We start from the raw sequence: 20,633 nt of genomic DNA, 5'->3' as shown, positions 1-20,633 counted from the left end.
TATGGAAATCATTCAATCAAAGCAAAATGCTAGCATTAAGTCTGCTAGAAAATTATTGCAGCGCAAGCACCGTAAAACTAGTTATCTTTTAGAAGGATGGCATCTTTTTGAGGAAGCAAAGGCAAGTGGTGCGGATATTCTGCAAGTTTTCGTGCTTGAGGAAATGGCTGACCGTGTAGCTAATATGTCTAAGGTTAAGTTGGTTAGTCCGGAGGTGCTTAAGGAGCTCTGTGAAACTCAGACGCCTCAAGGGATTGTTGCAGAAGTTGCTAAACAAACTCAAGCTTTGCCAAACTCTCTTTCAGGTAAGTACCTTCTCTTGGAGGATGTTCAGGATCCTGGTAACGTTGGGACAATGATTCGAACAGCGGATGCTGCAGGTTATGATGGGGTCTTTTTATCAGATAAATCAGCTGATATTTATAATCAGAAGACCTTACGTTCTATGCAGGGAAGTCATTTTCATCTGCCAATCTACCGTGGACCGATTCTTGAGATGGTTGAAACTTGTAAAAAACATGATTTAACAGTCTTGGCAACGACTCTCTCGGAGGTTTCCGTTGACTATAAAGCAGTTAAGACAGACGGTAATTTTGCCCTAGTGATGGGAAATGAAGGTCAGGGAATCAGTAAGGAGATGGCTGAGTCCGCTGATCAACTGGTACATATTAACATGCCGGGCCAGGCAGAGAGTCTCAATGTTGCTGTTGCTGCAGGGATTATCATGTTTAGTCTCTAGGTCCTAAGGCTGATTTTATTGGAAAATATTCGCCTTTTAAAATAAATTTAAGCTCTAGTGGTATAATGAAGAAGCGTTAGAAACATTAATGAGGTATTATTATGAAGCGACCAGAAGATGATAAAGAATTCATGGAAGTTGTTGGACATTTGATTTCACACCCACGTTTTCAAAAATTGGCTGGGATTGTCCAACACCATCATTCGACACGTTTGGAACACTCGGTTAATGTTAGTTATACTAGCTACAAGATTGCTAAAAAATTTGGCTGGGATGCTAAGAGCACTGCTCGAGGTGGCCTCTTGCATGACTTTTTCTATTATGATTGGCGAGTAACCAAATTTAATAAGAGTCATGCTTGGGTGCACCCACGGATTGCTGTTCGTAATGCCAGAAAGCTTGTTAATTTAAACAAAAAAGAAGAGGATATCATCCTCAAACATATGTGGGGAGCAACTATTGCACCGCCAAAGTATAAGGAATCTTATATCGTTACCATGGTGGATAAGTACTGGGCTGTTAAAGAAGCAGTGACACCTTTACGAAATCGCATTAAAAATCGTAAGTTTTTCCGTCGCAAGACTCTACAAAGTCATCACCATTAATTTATTAAACGTAGGAGATATTTATGGAATCAAATGTAATTTATACAACTAGTGATGCAGGCTTAAATCGCTTTTTCGGGAAGATTTATGGTCTTGTTGGTATTGGGGTAGGGATTTCAGCAGTCATTTCTTATCTGATGTTATTCCCTCTCTCTCATCTTTTTGTTAATATTTTGATGAATTATTCTTGGGTTTATACGGCAGCTATTTTTGTTGAGTTAGCTTTGGTTTTTTTGGCTAGTGGTGCTGCACGAAAGAACACACCTGTGGCTCTGCCCTTATTCTTAGTTTATTCAGCCTTGAATGGTTTTACATTAAGTTTTATCATTGTTCAATACACTCAGGCTAATGTTTTCCAAGCTTTTATTAGTACTGCCATTGTCTTTTTTGTCATGGCACTTATCGGAGTTTCTATTAAGCGTGATTTGTCAGGAATAGTCAAATTCCTTATGGCAGCTTTGATTGGAATCATTGTGGCTAGCTTAGTTAATATTTTCTTTGCAAGTAGCACGATGAGTTTTGTGATTAGTATTGTATCAGTTCTCATTTTCTCTGGCTTAATTGCTTATGACAATCAGTTAATTAAAAAGATTTATTATAGTACTAATGGTCAAGTTACAGATGGATGGGCGGTTTCTATGGCGCTCAGTCTCTACTTGGATTTTATTAACTTGTTCTTGAATATCTTGCGAATCTTTGCAAGTCGTGACTAGTTAAAAAATCAGCCGTTCGGCTGATTTTTTTGTGTTTAACATTTTTTGTAATTGTTTCTTGTTGACCTGTATAGGTGTAGGAGAGTAGATAGTAATCCGATCTTTCGACATAGTTATCTTTGTCGGAAAAGGCCCACTTATCGTCTTTCTTAGTGAGTTCAACTGAGTAATCCTTAAATATATTTGTTTCGTCTGTCTTTGGTACTGATGGACTTACTTTTTTGATTGAATTAGGTAAATAAGTTTCCATGTAGTATTGTCGAGTCAATTGGTCGATATTTCCAGCGTTAGTGCCATTGCTTTGTAGGTGTTTTTTTTAGATCGTCAGTAAGACTTGGATGGTTAGTCGCATATGCATGGTCTGCAACTTTCATACTGATAGTTGACATGTCAACGTTAAACTCAGTTTTATCTTTAGTAATGATAATGTTATCAACAGCGTAACTACCATGTTCACGGTTATCGGTTTAAACCGATCCGGCAACTTTTGGAACTTCATCTCCAGTTGGTTTGACATTATCAGTTTCATCATAGCTATATTGAAAACTATCTGAGAAATATTGACTAAGTTCACTCTTAGCCTTATCTAAGTCATTAGAAACAAATTTATTGTAATTTTTACTTTCTCCACTTAGAGGAACTGTGTTGAAATAAGTATCAACATTTTTTTACATTGGTAGTTGTTTGACCATCGAAATTTTTTGGACTAGTAGAAACAGTCTGCCCCTCTGTCTTTTCATCTTTTGATTCAAAATAGAGTTTATATTTTGTATCGTTGTTCACTTCGAAAAAGAGAGACAGTCTTGTAGTCATTAGCTTCAACTTTTCCAAAGTCATCCGTAGCACTTTCTACGTTATTATTTTTGTTGAAGAGAATAGGTAGGTCATCTTTGTCAATCTTACTTGCTGTGACTTTTTTACCATCCTCATCTTTGAGGAAAAATTCTTTAGCAGATGTTTTTAGCTCATTTTTCATATCTTCAGAAATATTCTCAAGTTTGAATGAGGCTTCAACCAAGGTTTGATCAACTTTAAGTTTGAGGCCTCTTCTAGACATATAGACAATGTCGTTAACAGAAAGCTTAGCATCGAGTTTTTGTTTGGCACATGCTGACAATGTAAAGACGGCTATTAGAGAAATCGCCCCAGAATAAAGATATTTTTTTATAAATAATCCCCATTATTTTATTAAGGTTATACGTCTATTGTATTATGAAATATCCCTTGAGATTATTAGAAATTTGGGTTTCAAGCCTTTTCTTATGCTATAATAAGGTTACTATTGTAAAAAATGGAGAATAAAATGACAAAAACACCCTTTATTACGCCTGATAAACTTGATCAAATCACTGCAGAATTTCCAACACCTTTCCACCTTTACGATGAAAAAGGTATTCGTGAAACAGCGCGTGCAGTTAATGCAGCCTTTTCATGGAATCCTGGTTTTAAAGAATTCTTTGCTGTAAAGGCAACACCTAATCCAGCAATCCTCAAAATCTTGAAGGAAGAAGGGTGCGGTGTAGATTGTGCGACTGATACAGAGCTTGTCATGAGTAACAAAATTGGTTTTGATAGCACTGCTATTAGTTTTACGTCTAATGATACACGTGCAGAAGAATTTGTTTACGCACGTGATATTAATGCGACAATTAACCTTGATGCTTACGAAGATATCTTCTTCTTGGAAGAGGCTGCAGGGCTTCCTGAAACGCTTTCTTTACGCTTTAACCCAGGTGGTGTCTTTTCACTTGGTACAGATATTATGGATCATCCTGAAGAATCTAAATTTGGGATGACTAAGGAGCAACTTTTCAAAGGTTATGCCTACCTTAAAGAAAAAGGGGTGAAATCATTCGGTTTGCATGCCTTCTTGGCGTCAAATACAGTAACGAATGAGTACTATCCAACCTTGGCTGCTCAACTCTTTGAATTGGCTGTAGAAATTAAGAATGAGCTTGGTGTCAGTCTTGACTTTATCAACTTATCAGGTGGTGTTGGGGTAGATTACACGCCAGCGAACAAGCAAAACGATATTGCTGCTATCGGTGAAGGTGTTCATACTAAATTTGATGAAATCCTTGTTCCAAATGATCTCGGGGACATCAGTATTTACACTGAACTTGGTCGTTTCATGACAGCGCCACACGGACTCGTTGTTACTAAGGTTCTCCATATTAAGGATACTTATCGACGTTATGTTGGTGTTGATGCTTCTGCAGTTAACTTGCTTCGCCCAGCAATGTATGATGCCTACCACCACATTACTAATATGACTAATCCAAATGGTGATATTCAAGTGGTTGATGTCACAGGTTCGCTTTGTGAAAACAATGACAAGTTTGCTAAGAACCGTGAATTGCCTGAGGCTCGTATTGGAGATACCTTGGTTATCCATGATACTGGTGCCCATGGTTTTTCAATGGGTTATAACTATAATGGTCGTCTTCGTTCGGCAGAAATCCTCTATCAAGAAGATGGAACAGCGCGAATGATTCGCCGTGCAGAGACTATGAATGATTATTTTGCGACACTTGACGGATTTGATTTTGAAATTTAACAAATAGGCTAGACCCAGGAGGTCTAGCTTATTTTGCTATAATGATAACTGCTTCAAGAATTATATTAGCCATCTCTTCTGGAGATTCAATACAGTCTTCCTTGAGCTAGAGTGTCAAAATGGTGATAATGGTACTAATCGTATACTTCCAAAGAATACTCGATTGGGATATGATAGTTTTTTTCCATAAGTTCTGTGACAATTTCAGTATCAGAGTTAAGGATGGTCTCGGTAATGAACTTACGAGTTAATCTATTGCTATTTGGAATGTGTGTCATTAATATGAGAGAGCTTATGATTTCCCTTAAGATATCGTAGCATATCGGTTAGAACACCTTCTTGATAGGTCATATCCTTTTGCAGAATACTTGAAATTTTAGAGAAGGTGGTTTCAACCAAGTCATCTTGATTTGAATAGTAGTAGAAGGTTGTTCTGCTGAGATTTACCTTTTTGATGATGTCTGTGATGCTGAGTTGTTCGAGTGAACTCTCTTCTAAGAGTTTAGTAAATGCATTGACAATTTTTTTGTTCGGAAATAGTTGATTCCTGTAGCATAAATACCCCCCCTTTATATAAACATAATAATTTCAAGACTTATATAAAAACCTAATTTTTCCCGAAAATCTGACAAGTATTTCGCAGTTGTAAGTAAAAGAAGCTGAAACTCTCATTTTATCAGTATTTTAGAGAAGTAATTTTTTTGCGGACTCGTTAAGAAACCAACGTCTTATTTGTCAGTAAGGCCTATTTTTGCTATAATATAAGGTAAATCAACGTTATAGGAGAATTAAATTTATGAACACCGTCCTTTGGATTATTCTTGTTTTTGTAGCCCTTTTGGGTGGTTTTTATGGAGGCGCATACTTTGCCCGCAAACAAATTGAGAAAGAATTAGCTGAAAATCCTCGTTTGAATGTGGACGCTGTTCGTACAATGATGTCAGCAGCAGGCCAAAAGCCTAATGAAGCCAAAGTACGTCAAACATATAATCAGATTATTAAACAACAAAAACAAGCACTTGCAGATAGCAAGAAAAAATAATGGTGGGGAGCTGGGACGTGAATCTCAGCTTTTTACATGTAATGTAAGGGGATAAGGAGGCAAGATGGATAATCGACCTATAGGATTTTTGGATTCTGGTGTCGGAGGCCTGACGGTAGTACGTGAGCTTAAACGTCAGTTGCCTCACGAGTCTATTGTTTATATTGGTGATTCTGCTAGGGCTCCATATGGTCCTAGACCAGCAGGACAAATCAGAGAATATACATGGCAGTTGGTTAAATTTCTCCTGACTAAAGACGTAAAGATGATTGTTATTGCTTGTAATACAGCGACAGCAGTGGTTTGGGAGGAAATTAAAGAGGCTTTGGACATTCCAGTGCTAGGTGTGGTTTTGCCTGGTTCTAGTGCTGCCATTAAGTCTAGCCAGTCTGGTCAAATTGGTGTCATTGGTACTCCTATGACAATTGCGTCTAATATCTATGAGCAAAAAATTAAGCGTCTGGCGCCACAAATGAATGTCCTGAGTTTGTCCTGTCCCCGTTTTGCCCCAATAGTTGAATCTAATGAAATTAATTCAAGTGTGGCTAAAAAGATTGTCTATGAGAGCATGGCACCGTTAGTCGGTAAGGTAGATACCTTGGTTCTGGGCTGCACCCATTACCCACTTTTACGCCCTATTATCCAAAACGTTATGGGGCCAAGTGTCAAGCTAATTGATAGCGGGGCTGAAACTGTTCGTGATGTTTCTGTCTTGCTCAATTACTTTGAGATTAACCGTAGTCGTGAGGCCGAAGAAAAGACGGAAGAATACTACACCACAGCTAGTGTGCTTGGTTTTAAAGAAATTGCTGAACAGTGGCTAGGTGAAGAAGTTGCTGTCCAACATGTCGATTTGGACAAGGAGTTAGAAAATGACTAAATCAATTTTTGAATATAAGGATGATCAAGACTGGTACTTGGCTAGTTTTGGAAGCTATAATCACTTAACATGTTTTGGCGGTGATAAGGCCTATGAACAATATGTTGACTTTTTTCAGGGCTTGACTAACACCTTGGCTGTTAGTGGCTTTCAGTTACATGTTGTTAAACACTCTTCGGATCTTCGCTTAGTGTCTTTTATCTTGGATTGTTTGAAAGAGGAGCTTGGTCGAGACTTGGTTGTTACGCAACATCAAGGGACTTTGCTTGTAAGTGAAGGGGATAAGCTTCTCTATGTCCACGTACCTAGAGAAGGTATCTCCTTGGATGATTTCTTTGGTTCTGACAATAAATCAGACTTTGGCGATGTTTTGTTGATTGCGACACGCAACGAAGGAAAAACCAAGGAATTTCGTAAACTATTTGGAAAATTAGGCATTAAGGTAGAGAATCTTAATGATTATCCAGACCTTCCTGAAGTTGCTGAAACAGGTATGACCTTTGAAGAAAATGCACGCTTGAAGGCGGAAACTATTTCTGAATTAACTGGTAAAATGGTCCTCTCAGATGACTCTGGTTTGCAGGTAGATGTTCTTGGAGGTTTACCAGGCGTTTGGTCTGCACGCTTTGCAGGGTCTGATGCCACAGATGCTGAAAATAATGCTAAGTTACTGCATGAACTTGCCATGGTACTTGATGATAGCAAACGCTCAGCCCAGTTCCATACAACTTTAGTTGTTGCAGCACCTGGACGTGATAGTTTGGTTGTTGATGCAGACTGGAAAGGCTATATTGGCCGAGAACCTAAAGGTGACAATGGTTTTGGTTATGATCCACTCTTTTTAGTTGGTAATACGGGTAAAACGGCAGCAGAGCTTTCTGCAGAAGAGAAAAATGAACAATCTCACCGTGGACAAGCTGTTAAGAAACTTATGGAGGTCTTCCCAGCATGGCAGAACAAACAATAATCGTAATGAGCGACTCCCATGGAGAACGTGACATTGTAGTAGATATAAAAAATCGTTATCAGGGGAAGGTAGATGCTATTTTCCACAACGGAGATTCTGAGTTAGAATCAAGTGATCCTGTTTGGGAAGGTATCCATGTGGTTCGTGGCAACTGTGATTATGATTCAGGTTATCCAGAACGTTTGGTCGTAAAACTTGGTGATGTGATTATTGCACAAACACATGGTCATCTTTATGGCATTAATTTTACCTGGGACAAGTTAGATCTTTGGGCGCAACAAGAGGATGCAGATATTTGTCTCTATGGCCACTTGCATGCGGCAGCAGCTTGGCGAAATGGTAAGACAGTGTTTATCAACCCAGGATCTGTTTCACAGCCACGTGGACCTATCCATGAGAAACTTTATGCTAAGGTGATTATAAACAGTGCAAAAATTCGTGTAGAATATTACACACGTGACCATGAACTTTATTCTGAACTTACACAGGAATTTGAACGATGATTGCTAAAGAATTTGAAGATTTTTTGTTGGCTCATTTAGATAATTATTTAATTCCATCAGATCAGGTTGCTATTTTTATTGATAGTCACAACGCTGATCATGTGGTCTTGCTTTTGACAAGCAATGGTTATTCGCGCGTTCCCGTTTTGACTAAGGATAAGCATTATCTTGGGACCATATCTTTGACGGATATTAAGCGTTATCAAGATGAACATAACTTGCAAGAGTGGGAGATGGTTAACCGTGATATCGGGCCGATGACATCAGATGTCGTGGAAACAGTGACAGATAATGCCAATCTAAATGAGGTAATGCATAAGCTAGTTAATAATCCTTTTCTTCCTGTGGTTGACAGCCAAGGTATTTTCAAAGGAATTATCACACGAAAATCGATTCTAAAGGCGGTTAATAGCCTCTTACATGACTTTACACATGACTATATCATCATTCCAAAAACAACTGACAACTCAGATCACTGATTTTCTGGCTACTAAGGTCATTTCGGAGAGTTCAAAGCAAGCTTATGCTTATGATCTTAGGCAGTTTGCAACGTCGATTTCAGGACAAATTGATCAAACGAGTCTTAAGCTATATGAGAACCAACTGAAGGAATGGAAACCATCCGTACAAAAGCGTAAGCGCTCTGCGGTCAATCAATTTTTGCTATACCTCTATCAAAAGGGTGAATTAGAGAAATTTTTCAAACTATCAGAGACGGTTACACTACCTTCTCAGGAGGATCAGTTGCGAATACTGGATCTTTCATCGCTTTACGAGGGGCGTGAGGGGGTTGGTAAGCTGGCTTGTCTGCTGATTCTAGAGTTGGGGCTCTTACCTTCAGAGATTTTGGAGTTAGACTGGGCCGATATTGACTTGAATTTTGGTGTTGTAACTGTGACCAAGGCAACCACTAAGCGTGTTCTCAGACTTGAAGTAGATGTGAAGCAGTATTTGTTGGCTATTAAGGATGCGAACAGCCAGGGCTTGCTTTTGGGTAAGGTCTATACCCGACAATGGCTGTATAAGCAAATCCAGACTTATGTTAGTGACTGTGGTTTATCGAATGTAACCGCTCAAGTCTTGCGTCAACAATTTATTCTTAGACAGATTGAAAAGGGAATGGGCGCCTTTGAACTTGCTCGTTTACTGGGACTAAAAAGTCCAGTGACCTTGGAGAAATACTATAAAACCTAATGGATATTAAGTTAAAAGATTTTGAGGGGCCACTGGATTTGTTGCTCCATCTGGTTTCTAAGTATGAGGTAGATATTTACGATGTTCCCATTGTTGAGGTTATCGAGCAATACTTGGCTTATTTGGCAACCTTGCAAGCCATGAAGCTTGAAGTTGCTGGGGAATATATGCTTATGGCTAGTCAGCTTATGCTGATTAAGAGTCGTAAGCTTCTGCCCACAGTGGTGGAAGCTGAGCCTGAAGTAGATGATCCAGAACTAGAGCTCTTGAGTCAATTGGAAGAATATGCACGCTTCAAAGCAGCTAGTCAAGAGTTGGCTAAGCAGCATGAGGTACGAGCTCAGTATTTTTCAAAACCAAAAGTAGAATTGTTTTATGAAGATGTGACGCTGAATCAGGATAAGACTATTCAAGACATTTTCTTGACTTTTTCAAAAATCATGACTGAAAAGCAGGAAGAAATTCGCCGAAATCACACGACTATTGCACGTGACGATTATAAAATTGAAGATATGATGCTGATTATTGAGGAAGCATTTGGCTCAAAAAATGAGCTACATTTAGATGAACTTTTCACCGATGCTAAAGATATGAATCAAGTAATCACCCTCTTTTTGGCAACTCTTGAATTGATTAAGGTACATCGCATATCGGTACAACAGGAAACAATTTTTGGAACAATCACATTAAGAAAGGAATGGACGAATGAGTAGTCACTTAGCACGATTAGAAGCCCTACTTTTTGTGGCTGGTGAAGATGGTCTTAGTCTACGTACTATGGCACAGCTTTTGGAAATGCCAGTGACGGGTCTGACTCAGTCTTTGGAGAAATTGCAAGCCAAGTACGAGGCAGATGAGGATTCAGCTCTGTGTTTATTGGAATCGTCAAATACCTATAAGCTGGTGACTAAGCCAGATTTTGCAAGTCTTCTTCGTGACTATTCTAAAACGCCTATTAACCAAAGTCTATCCCGAGCGAGTCTTGAGGTCCTCTCTATAGTTGCTTATAAACAGCCTATTACACGTGCTGAAGTCGATGACATTAGAGGTGTTAATTCTAGTGGTGCTATTGCTAAACTTCAAGCCTTTGATCTCATTCAAGAAGCTGGTAAAAAAGATGCTGTCGGTCGTCCTAACTTATATGCTACTACTGATTATTTCTTGGACTATATGGGAATTAACAGTTTAGACGAACTTGTGGCCATTGATCAACTAGAGCTTGAAGAGCAGGAAACGAGTCTCTTTAGGGAAGATGCTTCAGAAGAGCTTGAGGCCTTGGACAATTAAGAGTAAACCTTGTTGAAACTAATCATTAAAAAATAAAGAAACATAGCAGAGATGCTAGGTAGAAAGGATACAGCTTAAGCTGTAGTAAAAGAATGCGAATTAATAAATATATTGCCCACGCTGGTGTGGCTAGTCGTCGTAAAGCTGAGGAATTGATTAAAGAAGGCCGTGTGACTTTAAATGGTAAGACCGTTACGGAATTGGCAACCATTGTCAAAAATGGTGACATTGTTGAGGTAAATGGTAGTCCAATTTATAATGAAGAGAAGGTCTATTATCTTCTTAATAAACCGCGAGGGGTTATTTCTTCGGTATCTGATGAGAAAAATCGTAAGACGGTGATTGACCTCATGCCCCACGTTAAGGAACGTATCTATCCTGTTGGTCGTCTTGACTGGGATACGACTGGTCTTCTTATTTTGACTAATGATGGTGACTTTACCGATAAAATGATTCACCCACGTAATGAGATTGATAAGGTTTATTTGGCGCGTGTCAAAGGTATTGCGACCAAGGAGAATCTTCGTCCTTTGACTCGTGGTGTAGTCATTGATGGCAAGAAAACCAAGCCAGCACGTTACAATATTATCAAGGTGGATCATGAAAAGAACAGATCAGTCGTTGAGTTGACGATTCATGAAGGGCGTAACCATCAGGTTAAGAAAATGTTTGAATCAGTGGGCTTGCTCGTTGATAAGTTGTCTCGTACACGTTTTGGGACTCTTGATTTGACAGGGCTTCGTCCAGGTGAATCACGCCGTCTAAATAAGAAAGAAATCAGCCAGCTTCATAACGCTGCTGTCAATAAGGTTAAATAATGAAAAGATTTCTGATTGCCTTGGTCAGGGCTTATCAGAGATGGATTTCTCCCCTATTTCCACCGTCTTGTCGTTTTCGTCCAACTTGTTCGGTTTATATGATCCAAGCAATAGAAAAGCATGGCTTAAAGGGAGTTCTTATGGGCATTGCCCGTATCTTAAGATGCCATCCCCTATCAGAGACTGGTGATGATCCAGTACCAGATTATTTTAGCCTAAAACGTAATAAAACTCCTTTGGATAAATGAATCCAAAGGAGTTTTTCTATGCTTAAGTTTTTGACCAAGTTTTTGGCAGGAAGAGGAGTAGTAAAGGATAGATTTCCAAACGTCCTGCAATCATAGCAAATCCCATGATAAGCTTAGAGAAAGGACTGAAAATAGCAAAGCTATCACTCGTTCCAAGTAAAGGTCCAATATTGTTAAAGGTTGAAGCAGCAGCACTTGTCACAATCAAGAGGTCTTGATTATCCAGTGACAAAATAGTGACTAAACTTAGTATAATGAGTACATATACAGCCAAATATTTAAGAACACTGTGCTGCGTTTCTTTATCGAGAACACTTCCATTAATATGAAGTGACAGGATACGATTAGGATAGAGGCTAGCCAGGGTCTGATTTCGTGCAATCTTAGCAATAATCATAGCACGGATAACCTTGAAACCACCAGCTGTAGAACCCGCTGATCCCCCGATAAACATCAGGAGGAGCAGGATATACTGAGAAAAGAGTGGCCATTTGGTAATATCTGTTAGACCAAAACCAGTTGTTGTGATGATGGTTGACACTTCGAAAAATGAGTATTTGAAAGAGTCAGCCAAATTGTGGTAGATCCCAAAAATGTTGAGGACAATCAAACCTGTTGAAATAGCCACAATCGCAAAGTAGGTACGTAGTTCTTCATCTTGGAAGAAAAACTTGATTTTACGAAGTAGAATATAAAAGTAAAGGTTGAAGTTAACCCCAAAGAGTAGGGTACCAACAGTAACCACATAGGTAATCAGATCGCTGTGGTAGTGGGAGATAGAGTCATTATAGACAGCAAATCCCCCAGTACCTGCACCTCCCATAGCAATGACAATACTATCAAAGAGTGGCATACCACAGAACCATAGGATAGCAGCAAAAATAACAAACATAGTCAGATAGATGATGTAAAGAATCTGAGCTGTATTTTTGAGCTTGGCAACGACCTTGCCAAAAACTGGACCAGGCACCTCTGCACGCATAACCTCATGGTGACCATTTTTACTGTTGTTCATGATGGCTAGGGCAAAGACCAATACCCCCATCCCCCCAATCAAGTGGGCGAAGCTTCGCCAGAAGAGGAGGGAGTGGGTAAGTACTCCAGTATCTGTGAGAATAGTAGCCCCCGTGGTTGTAAAGCCAGAACTCATCTCGAAGAAGGCATCGATGACACTTGGGATTTGCCCCGCAAAAACAAATGGTAATCCCCCAAAGAATGACCAAAGCACCCAACAGAGAGCTACAATAAGCATCCCTTCCTTGGTGTAAATATGGTAGTTCTTCGGTTTAAAGATAGTACCAAGTACTCCGAGAAAGAGGAGAATCCCCATCGTACCCAAGATGCTGGCAAATACTTTGGTATCTTCTTGATAAATGAGGGCAACGATAAGTGGTACAACTAGGAGTGCAGCCTCAATAAGCAGGAGCTTGGCAATAAGAAAACGGACAATAGATCGATTCATGGCAGCTTACCTCTTCAACAAGTCGTAAATGTGGGTCACGTTTTGCAAGAGAGTAACGACCACGATTTTATCACCAATTGCTAATGTATCTTCTCCAGTTGGGAAGATGGATTTTCCATTACGGATGATAGCAGCAATAAGGACACCATGAGCAAAATTAAGTTCAGAAAGTTTCTTCCCAGCGATCTTGTTGTTTTCCTTAATTTGGAATTGTAAGGTCTCAATACGGCCATTAGCTACGTGGTGAAGTGCATCGAGACTAGAATCTTTGGCGTTATAGCGACCACGAATAAAGTGCATAACGGTATCAACAGCAATACTCTTAGGTGTGACAATTGTTGTTGTATCACGTGTATCGACAATCTCTAAAAGACTGGTACGGTTGACCTTGGTAATGTTTTTGTGAATACCAATACTTTCAAGGAACATAGAGGTGATAATATTTTCTTCATCTACTCCAGTTAGAGTAGCAACAGCATCATAACTAGCTGCACTTTCTTCAAGAAGAAGATCTTTAGCAGTACCATCACCTAAGATAACGGAAACTTCAGGGAATACTTGACTAAAAGTTTGCGCACGGTCCATTTTATGTTCAATCAATTTGACCTTAATACGGTTGTTTTTCAAGATATTCAGTAAGTAGTAGGAGATACGTCCAGCACCAATCAACAAAAGTTTTTTGATACTTTTGGGTTTGATATAACTGTGGAAAAGTGCCATATCAACACGTTTACCAGTTACATAAATCTTATCCCCAGCTTGCATGGTAGCATTCCCGTCAGGAATGATGAGGTCTCCTTGACGATCAATCGTACAAACTAAGATGTTACCGAATTTCTTACGAAATTGTTCCATAGTCATACCAGACAATTGGCTTGTTTCAGTGACCTTAAATGCCATAAGAATAACGCGTCCATTTGCAAAAGTTTCAACTGATAGGGCGTTTGGAAATTCAACTGTATTGGCAATATAGCGAGCTGTTAAAAGTTCAGGGTTAACTACTAATGAGAATCCAAGGAAATTTTTGTCTTTGAAATAAGCATTAGAATATTCTGGGTTACGTACACGAACGATGGTTTCTTTAGCACCCATTTGTTTTGCCAGAACTGCTGATATCATGTTTACTTCATCTTTATCAGTCATAGCGATAAAGACATCGCAGTTACTAACCTCGGCTTGTTCCAAAATCTTGAAATTTGCCCCGTTTCCAGCAAAGCCCATAACATCGTAGCGTTTACTGAGGCGTTTGAGGACCTCTTCCTTTTCTTCAATTAAGATAACGTCGTGTTTCTCACTAACAAGAGAACGACAGAGTGCTGTACCGACTTTACCAGCACCTACGACAATAATACGCATGAGTTACCTCCAAATAATCACTACTATGATACTCTATTTTGGCCGAAAAATCATCCTTTTCAGCTACCTTTGTAGGTTATTCCTGTAAAAAAGGTGACGACGTCAAAAATATTAATTTTTTCTGCTAATAGTGTTGACTTTTACAGCCAAAGTGCTAGAATATACTCAACGATTCGTTATTTTAAATCTAACCTGTCATGATTTAAGCTAATGAATGTCCACAACCATGTCGTCTGCTGAGCTTGACTCCGGGCGACATGGTATTTTTTATGTCTAGGAGAAGTCAGATGTCACGTAATCATATTGTCTTGTTTGAACCTCGTATTCCACAAAACACTGGAAATATTGCACGTACCTGTGCAGCAACCAATAGCCCCCTCCATATCATTCGACCTATGGGATTTCCAATTGATGACAAGAAGATGAAGCGAGCAGGCCTGGACTATTGGGATAAGCTTGATATCACTTATTATGATGATTTAGCTGATTTTATGTCTAAAAATCATGCTGGTCGTTTGCATCTAGTAACGAAGTTTGCGGATAAGACTTATTCAGAAGAGTCCTATGCTGATGGTGAGGATCACTATTTTATGTTTGGTCGTGAGGATACAGGCCTACCTGAGGACTTTATGCGTGAGCATCCTGAAAAAGCTATCCGTATTCCTATGAATGATGAACATGTCCGTAGTCTTAATGTCTCAAATACTGTTTGTATGATTGTTTACGAAGCACTTCGCCAGCAACAGTTTGTGGGGTTAGAGCTGAGTCACCGTTACCAACATGATAAATTAAAATAGATACTTCATTTTGTCTTAAAATAATAATTATAGTTATTGACTATCAATAGATTAGAAATCCATAAATTAAGAACCTTGTCACTAAGGTTTTTTTATGTTATTCTTAAAAGGTCTTCAGGGCAGGGTGAAACTCCCGACCGGCGGTGATTCTATAGATAAGTCCGCGAGCGCAAGCTGATGAGGTGTGACTCCTCAACCGACAGTACAGTCTGGATGGAAGAAGACCAGTCTTTTTGCGTAGGCTTTTTTGGCATAGGCAAATCCATTGGGAACTTCTTTCAAATTGTTAAAATTTGGAGGAATTTTTTTATGACAAACACACGTAAATTGGCTTACATTGCCATTTTATCCGCAGTTTCATTCTTGTTGCTTTATTTTTCATTTCCATTGATTCCAGCAGCAGACTTTTTGAAGGTTGATTTTTCAATCCTTCCTGTTCTTATTGCCTTGGTGATCTTTGATTTTAAGAGTGCCATTGGTGTTCTCTTGCTTCGTTCATTGTTGAAGCTTTTGCTAAATAATGGTGGTCCAGGATCAATGATTGGACTTCCCATGAATTTCGTTGCTCTAGGAGTCTTTGTTTGGGGCCTAAGCTATTTTTGGAAGAAAAATCAAACAAGCAAGAATTATATTCTTGGTTCTGTTTTAGGGACTGTCTTGCTTACAGTTGCTATGGTTATTCTTAACTATATTTATGCAGTACCACTCTATGCTAAATTTGCCAACTTTGATATTGCGCAATTCATAGGTCTCTATAAATACCTTTTCGCTATGGTAGTACCTTTCAATTTACTTCAAGGATTGATTTTTGCGGTAGCCTTTGCTCTGATTTATGCTCCACTTAAGTCTATTCTAGTAAAATTATAAATATGAAACACAAACACACACATTATATTTATGCTTCTTTTGCCTTATTGTTATTTGTTGCTCTCGGTTATATGGTTAAGTTCTACCCTGAAGCCTTAACAGGATTTGATAGCAACATTCAAACTTGGGTTCGAGGGGACTTACCAGCAGGATTGACACGATTTTTTAAAACGATTACCATACTTGGAAATACACCCGTGCAGGCTATTATTGCAATCGTAGCTGTAATCTGGCTTTATCTATGTCAGTATAAAGTAGAAGCTATCTTTGTAGGTGCTAGTGGGCTTCTCGCTAGTATCTTGATTGTAAGTTTGAAGTATATTTATCAGCGTCAACGCCCATCAATTACGCATTTAGTGCATGCTAGTGGTTATTCTTTCCCTAGTGGTCACTCTTTGGGAACTTTTATGATTCTTGGAGCAATTGCCATTGTCCTTGCTCAGCGTTTGGCGAAAAAAGAATCTAAAATAGCAGTTTATGGTATTACTGGGCTTCTGATTTTCCTTGTTGGACTTTCGCGTATTTATGTGGGTGTTCATTATCCAACAGATGTTTTAGCTGGCTTTACCCTAGCGTTTGGCTTGCTTAATGTTATCTATCCAACTTATGACCGTATTCGCTTTGAATGGCGATTTCAAAGTAAACAGAAATAAAAAAATGCAGTGCTTAACTGCATTTTTTTGTTATTTTTGTATAAAAATATCATATTTATGACTAATATTCTGTTAAAATCGTATCAACTGCATATTAAATATATTACAATTGTGATATAATAATTGTAAAATTTTGATATAAAGGAGATTCTCTTGAGCATAAAAGACAGCATTGGACTAAGAATCAAAACTGAGCGTGAATACCAGCAGATGTCACGTGAAGTGCTATGTTTAGATGGTGCGGAATTGACTGTTCGCCAGTTAATTCGTATTGAAAAGGGGGAGTCTCTCCCATCTTTAGATAAATTATCGTATATTGCTAAACGTTTAGGAAAAAGTATGACAGATTTATTGGATCAAGACAATATTACCATTCCTGACGAATATTATGAAATGAAGAATCGTTTAATTAAGTTTCCAACGTACAGAAACCCCGAAAGAATAAAGTCTAAACTTGCATTAATTGAGGAAGTCTATGAGAAATTTTTTGATATTCTTCCAGAAGAAGAATTATTAACTTTAGACATTCTCGAAAATATATTGAGTTTTACTAGCTGGGAGGAGAGTCCAAAGGTTGAGGAAATATACGAGGACTTGTTTGAACAAGTCAAAAAGAAGAGGAAGTTCTCGACTAACGATTTATTAGTCATTGACTATTATTTCTTTCATCTTTATGGGAGAAAACAGTATGACAAAAAACTATTTGAAAGAATTGTAAAGAGAGTATTAAATCAGGAAATTTGGACAGATGATGTTTACAATATTGTTTTATTTAATGATTTGATGGCTATTGCTGCTTTAAAGATTTTTCATAAGTCCTTCTCAGACTTCTTAATAGTTATAGATAAAGCATTAACTGTCATAGAAAAATCACAATTATATAGCTACAAGCCTAGTGTTTTTGTACTTAAGGCTAAATATGAACTTCTGCATAAAGAAAACAAGAAAGAGGCTGCAGAGAATTATGATAAGGCCATAATGTTTGCTTCCGTTTTGGAAGACTCGGTTTTAGAGGAAAGTATAAAGGCAGGAAAATTGGCAGATGGTTTATAGAAATGGTGGTGACATAAATGTCACTACTTTTTTAATGGTTAAATGTTTACTATAGAAACATAAATAAAAGTTAAAAGGAGTTATATTTTGAAAACACTAAAAATATTTGTATTATTTTCACTACTTATTGCTATCTTGCCTTATTTTGCAGGATGTCTTTAATAAGGAGTCATCATGTCAAAATATCCATATATTTCACAGGTTGATCAGCGTGATTGTGGGGTAGCTACCTTAGCTATGATTCTCAAGCACTATGATTCATCCTATAGTTTGGCTTATTTGCGGGAGTTAGCTCAGACTTCTCGTGAAGGCACTTCTGCGCTTGGTTTAGTTGAAGCGGGCAAGCAGTTGGGGTTTGAAACTCAGGCCATTCGTGCAGATTTAGACTTGTTTAAACAAGAAAACCTATCTTACCCTTTTATTGTACATGTGGTTAAGGATGGTGGTCTTCAACATTATTATACAGTGTTTGGTAAGGACAAGGGGCAAGTTGTAATTGGTGATCCAGATCCTAGCAAGAAGGTCATTAAACTGTCCCTAGAGGATTTTGACAAGGAATGGACAGGGGTTGCTCTATTTTTTGAACCAGGAGAAAACTACATTAAATATAAGGAAGAGGTACCTGGTCTTCTTTCGTTTTTACCAATTTTATTTCGTCGTAAGGGATTGATAGCAGTCATTGTTTTGCTGAGTTTTCTAGTGACGCTTGTTAATATTATTGGTTCTTATTATTTGCAATCTATTATTGACCGCTTGATTCCTCAAGAAGACTATGCTCTTCTGACTATGATTTCTCTAGGCCTGTGTATCGCTTATCTAGCTCAACAAGTTTTTACTTTCTTCAAAGATTATCTATTGCATCGATTGGGTAATTACTTGTCCATTGCGGTCATCCTTCCTTATATCAAGCATGTGCTTTCTTTGCCCATTAGTTTCTTTAGTTCACGTCGTACTGGTGAAATTACGTCACGTTTTGGAGATGCCAACACCATTATCGATGCTCTAGCTTCAACAATCTTATCGATTTTCCTAGATGTGACCATTGTGATAACTTTAGCTGTGGCTCTTATTTTACAAAACCGTTCTCTTTTTTTGATGACCTTAACGGTAGTTCCTCTTTATGTTTTGATTATTCTGGCCTTTTATAAGCTTTTTGAGAAGGAAAATTATCAATTAATGGAGGCAAATAGTCAGGTCAATACCGCTGTTATTGATGATTTGCGTGGCATTGAAACTTTAAAATCTTTAAGAGTTGAAGAGAGGCGTTATCAGGAAATTGAGGTGAAATTCCATGATTATTTGAAGAAATCCTTGTCTAAGGCCAAGTGGCAATTAACCCAGGATGGCTTAAAAACAGGGGTCCAGTTAGTTTTCAATATTTTTATCTTATGGTACGGGGCACAATTAGTTATGGAAGGACAACTATCTTCAGGTCAGTTGATTACCTATAATATGCTACTTAATTATTTTACGACTCCTTTAATTAATATTATCAATCTTCAATCTAAGATTCAGCAAGCCAAGGTAGCCAATAATCGTCTTCAAGAAGTTTATGTTGTGAATAAGGAAGAAAAAGGTCAACTCAAAGATTTATCCTTTAAACAATTAGACTTAAAAGGTGTTAGTCATCGTTTCAGCTACCAACAAGAGACACTTCACAATATTGATTTGACGATTAATAAGGGAGAGAAAATCGCCCTCATGGGTCAGAGTGGTTCTGGGAAAACGACTTTAGCGAAGATTTTGTCAGGTTATTACACAAAATCTAGTGGTCATGTAAGCCTAGACAAAGGTTCTATTAGCCAAGCAGAGTTGCGCCAGTTGGTGACCTATGTTCCACAACAGACCTATGTGTTTACGGGAACAATATTAGAAAATCTGTTATTAGGCCTTGAAGGAGAAGTTGATGAGCAGGTTATTCTAAGAGCCTGTGAACAAGCTGATATTTTGGCTGATATTCAAAAGATGCCCCTAGGTTTTCAGACCCAAGTATCTGAAGATGGTGGTCTATCTGGTGGTCAAAAACAACGATTGGCGATAGCGAGGGCCCTCTTGTCCAAGCAACCAATCTTGATTTTTGATGAAGCTACCAGTGGTCTCGATAGTGATACTGAAAGCAGGGTCATGGCTAATCTTGCTAAGATTAAACGAACAATGATTTTTATTGCTCACCACAATAGTGTCCGTCAACATGTTAGTCGTGTAGTGACCATGGTGAGTGGCCAGATTGAGTCAGACAGTCCTAATTTCAATCCATTCCAGTTTATTTAAAATAATCTTCCTATTATATTATGTAGAAAACTTAAGAAGTCTAAATATTCACATCTTGCACCTATCTATTTAATATAGTATACTGGTAGCATACTATTAAGAGGTGTAAACATGTTAGAGGCATATAAAAATTTTTGGTTAGGGTATCTCGATTTTTATGGTCGTACAAAACGATCAGACTATTGGTGGGTTGTCCTGATTAATGGCGTTATCGGTAGCTTGGTTTTTCTACTGATGGACTTGCTTGGGCAAACAAAAGCTGCTGGATTTACATTGACGGCTTTCATTCTATTTATAGCAGCAACGGCACTTCCTACGATTGCAATTCAGATTCGTCGTCTACGCGATGCTGATTTTAATGTTGCTTGGATAGTTTTAAAGGCAACTCCTTTAACGGTAGCTCTTTGGGTGATGTATGCCTTCCCCACAAGAGATTCAAAATAACTCCGATGAAAAAAGGGGTGAGACTAGAAAATTTAGTTTCACTCCTTTTTCTTATAAAATAAAGCTATTCAAGAGACTAGCTAGAGTCGCATAAAAGATGGCTAGACGAGTGGTTTGAGTGGGTTTATAGAGTCGAATGAGCGTAAAGATACACCAAACGAAGAGCACGGTCACAAA

Annotated in this window: 24 protein-coding genes and 1 riboswitch; of the genes, 20 read left to right on the top strand and 4 right to left on the bottom strand. The window is 38.4% G+C overall.

Annotation, left to right across the window (positions count from 1 at the left end):
• Nucleotide 1: 1 nt before the first annotated feature.
• The 3 genes from RDY04_RS03400 to RDY04_RS03390 all read left to right on the top strand — a co-directional run bounded on the left by RDY04_RS03400 (nt 2) and on the right by RDY04_RS03390 (nt 2,057).
• Nucleotides 2-739, top strand: coding sequence for an RNA methyltransferase (locus RDY04_RS03400; RefSeq protein WP_303952112.1), 738 nt, complete (start codon nt 2-4; stop codon nt 737-739).
• Between the two features lie 101 nt (nt 740-840).
• On the top strand, nt 841-1,344 hold the full coding sequence (locus RDY04_RS03395; protein ID WP_303952110.1) for an HD domain-containing protein: 504 nt from the start codon (nt 841-843) through the stop codon (nt 1,342-1,344).
• Nucleotides 1,345-1,367: 23 nt separating this feature from the next.
• The gene (locus RDY04_RS03390) at nt 1,368-2,057 is read left to right on the top strand and encodes a Bax inhibitor-1/YccA family protein (protein WP_303952109.1); all 690 of its coding nucleotides are present in this window, start codon (nt 1,368-1,370) and stop codon (nt 2,055-2,057) included.
• 760 nt (nt 2,058-2,817) lie between these two features.
• Here RDY04_RS03390 and RDY04_RS03385 read toward each other — a convergent pair.
• Nucleotides 2,818-3,114 (bottom strand): hypothetical protein, encoded by a 297-nt coding sequence (locus tag RDY04_RS03385; RefSeq protein ID WP_303952107.1) that lies wholly within the window; start codon nt 3,112-3,114, stop codon nt 2,818-2,820.
• A gap of 246 nt (nt 3,115-3,360) precedes the next feature.
• Here RDY04_RS03385 and RDY04_RS03380 point away from each other — a divergent pair, with 246 nt between their 5' ends.
• The gene (locus tag RDY04_RS03380) at nt 3,361-4,614 is read left to right on the top strand and encodes a diaminopimelate decarboxylase (protein WP_303952105.1); all 1,254 of its coding nucleotides are present in this window, start codon (nt 3,361-3,363) and stop codon (nt 4,612-4,614) included.
• 134 nt (nt 4,615-4,748) lie between these two features.
• Here RDY04_RS03380 and RDY04_RS03375 read toward each other — a convergent pair whose 3' ends face one another.
• Entirely contained in the window at nt 4,749-4,892 is a 144-nt protein-coding gene (locus tag RDY04_RS03375; protein ID WP_308000821.1) for a hypothetical protein, read from the bottom strand.
• Between the two features lie 518 nt (nt 4,893-5,410).
• On the opposite strand from RDY04_RS03375, the gene RDY04_RS03370 reads away from it, so the two are divergent.
• The 10 genes from RDY04_RS03370 to yidD all read left to right on the top strand — a co-directional run bounded on the left by RDY04_RS03370 (nt 5,411) and on the right by yidD (nt 11,553).
• Nucleotides 5,411-5,656, top strand: coding sequence for a YneF family protein (locus RDY04_RS03370; RefSeq protein WP_003098017.1), 246 nt, complete (start codon nt 5,411-5,413; stop codon nt 5,654-5,656).
• Nucleotides 5,657-5,720: 64 nt separating this feature from the next.
• A complete protein-coding gene (gene racE, locus RDY04_RS03365; RefSeq protein WP_303952103.1) occupies nt 5,721-6,536 on the top strand; it encodes a glutamate racemase in 816 nt (271 codons plus the stop codon).
• Entirely contained in the window at nt 6,529-7,503 is a 975-nt protein-coding gene (locus RDY04_RS03360) for a nucleoside-triphosphate diphosphatase (protein WP_303952102.1), read from the top strand. Before racE ends, RDY04_RS03360 begins: the two co-directional genes overlap by 8 nt.
• A complete protein-coding gene (locus RDY04_RS03355) occupies nt 7,485-8,006 on the top strand; it encodes a metallophosphoesterase (protein WP_002883595.1) in 522 nt (173 codons plus the stop codon). Before RDY04_RS03360 ends, RDY04_RS03355 begins: the two co-directional genes overlap by 19 nt.
• A complete protein-coding gene (gene cbpB / locus RDY04_RS03350) occupies nt 8,003-8,485 on the top strand; it encodes a cyclic-di-AMP-binding protein CbpB (RefSeq protein WP_303952099.1) in 483 nt (160 codons plus the stop codon). Before RDY04_RS03355 ends, cbpB begins: the two co-directional genes overlap by 4 nt.
• Complete coding sequence (xerD, locus tag RDY04_RS03345; protein WP_303952097.1) at nt 8,439-9,200, top strand: site-specific tyrosine recombinase XerD; 762 nt, start codon at nt 8,439-8,441, stop codon at nt 9,198-9,200. The genes cbpB and xerD overlap by 47 nt, the downstream gene beginning before the upstream one ends.
• On the top strand, nt 9,200-9,913 hold the full coding sequence (locus RDY04_RS03340; protein WP_303952095.1) for a segregation/condensation protein A: 714 nt from the start codon (nt 9,200-9,202) through the stop codon (nt 9,911-9,913). Before xerD ends, RDY04_RS03340 begins: the two co-directional genes overlap by 1 nt.
• On the top strand, nt 9,906-10,487 hold the full coding sequence (gene scpB / locus RDY04_RS03335) for an SMC-Scp complex subunit ScpB (protein WP_303952093.1): 582 nt from the start codon (nt 9,906-9,908) through the stop codon (nt 10,485-10,487). The genes RDY04_RS03340 and scpB overlap by 8 nt, the downstream gene beginning before the upstream one ends.
• Nucleotides 10,488-10,579: 92 nt before the next feature.
• Nucleotides 10,580-11,305 (top strand): pseudouridine synthase, encoded by a 726-nt coding sequence (locus RDY04_RS03330; RefSeq protein ID WP_002883686.1) that lies wholly within the window; start codon nt 10,580-10,582, stop codon nt 11,303-11,305.
• On the top strand, nt 11,305-11,553 hold the full coding sequence (yidD, locus tag RDY04_RS03325) for a membrane protein insertion efficiency factor YidD (RefSeq protein ID WP_013990033.1): 249 nt from the start codon (nt 11,305-11,307) through the stop codon (nt 11,551-11,553). Before RDY04_RS03330 ends, yidD begins: the two co-directional genes overlap by 1 nt.
• A gap of 22 nt (nt 11,554-11,575) precedes the next feature.
• On the opposite strand, the gene RDY04_RS03320 is transcribed toward yidD, so the two are convergent.
• Both RDY04_RS03320 and trkA read right to left on the bottom strand, forming a co-directional pair.
• A complete protein-coding gene (locus RDY04_RS03320; protein ID WP_303952089.1) occupies nt 11,576-13,015 on the bottom strand; it encodes a TrkH family potassium uptake protein in 1,440 nt (479 codons plus the stop codon).
• 6 nt (nt 13,016-13,021) lie between these two features.
• Nucleotides 13,022-14,371, bottom strand: coding sequence for a Trk system potassium transporter TrkA (gene trkA, locus RDY04_RS03315; protein ID WP_303952087.1), 1,350 nt, complete (start codon nt 14,369-14,371; stop codon nt 13,022-13,024).
• 257 nt (nt 14,372-14,628) lie between these two features.
• Between trkA and RDY04_RS03310 the strand changes: the two genes are divergently transcribed.
• The 6 genes from RDY04_RS03310 (at nt 14,629) to RDY04_RS03285 (ending at nt 20,456) form a co-directional block, all read left to right on the top strand.
• A complete protein-coding gene (locus RDY04_RS03310) occupies nt 14,629-15,168 on the top strand; it encodes a tRNA (cytidine(34)-2'-O)-methyltransferase (RefSeq protein ID WP_374110360.1) in 540 nt (179 codons plus the stop codon).
• A 106-nt stretch (nt 15,169-15,274) separates the two neighbouring features.
• A riboswitch (FMN riboswitch) is annotated at nt 15,275-15,397 on the top strand.
• 80 nt (nt 15,398-15,477) lie between these two features.
• Nucleotides 15,478-16,035 (top strand): ECF transporter S component, encoded by a 558-nt coding sequence (locus RDY04_RS03305; RefSeq protein ID WP_303952085.1) that lies wholly within the window; start codon nt 15,478-15,480, stop codon nt 16,033-16,035.
• Between the two features lie 2 nt (nt 16,036-16,037).
• Nucleotides 16,038-16,688 (top strand): phosphatase PAP2 family protein, encoded by a 651-nt coding sequence (locus RDY04_RS03300; protein WP_303952083.1) that lies wholly within the window; start codon nt 16,038-16,040, stop codon nt 16,686-16,688.
• A gap of 153 nt (nt 16,689-16,841) precedes the next feature.
• Entirely contained in the window at nt 16,842-17,741 is a 900-nt protein-coding gene (locus tag RDY04_RS03295) for a helix-turn-helix transcriptional regulator (protein WP_154864193.1), read from the top strand.
• A 174-nt stretch (nt 17,742-17,915) separates the two neighbouring features.
• A complete protein-coding gene (locus tag RDY04_RS03290; RefSeq protein ID WP_303952081.1) occupies nt 17,916-20,012 on the top strand; it encodes a peptide cleavage/export ABC transporter in 2,097 nt (698 codons plus the stop codon).
• A 111-nt stretch (nt 20,013-20,123) separates the two neighbouring features.
• A complete protein-coding gene (locus RDY04_RS03285; RefSeq protein ID WP_303952079.1) occupies nt 20,124-20,456 on the top strand; it encodes a DUF805 domain-containing protein in 333 nt (110 codons plus the stop codon).
• Nucleotides 20,457-20,633: the final 177 nt, after the last annotated feature.

Origin of the sequence: uncultured Streptococcus sp., assembly GCF_902463925.1 — a bacterium.
GTDB lineage: Bacteria > Bacillota > Bacilli > Lactobacillales > Streptococcaceae > Streptococcus.
The sequence above is the reverse complement of the archived record's forward strand: the minus strand, read 5'-3'. Positions and strand labels throughout refer to the sequence as shown.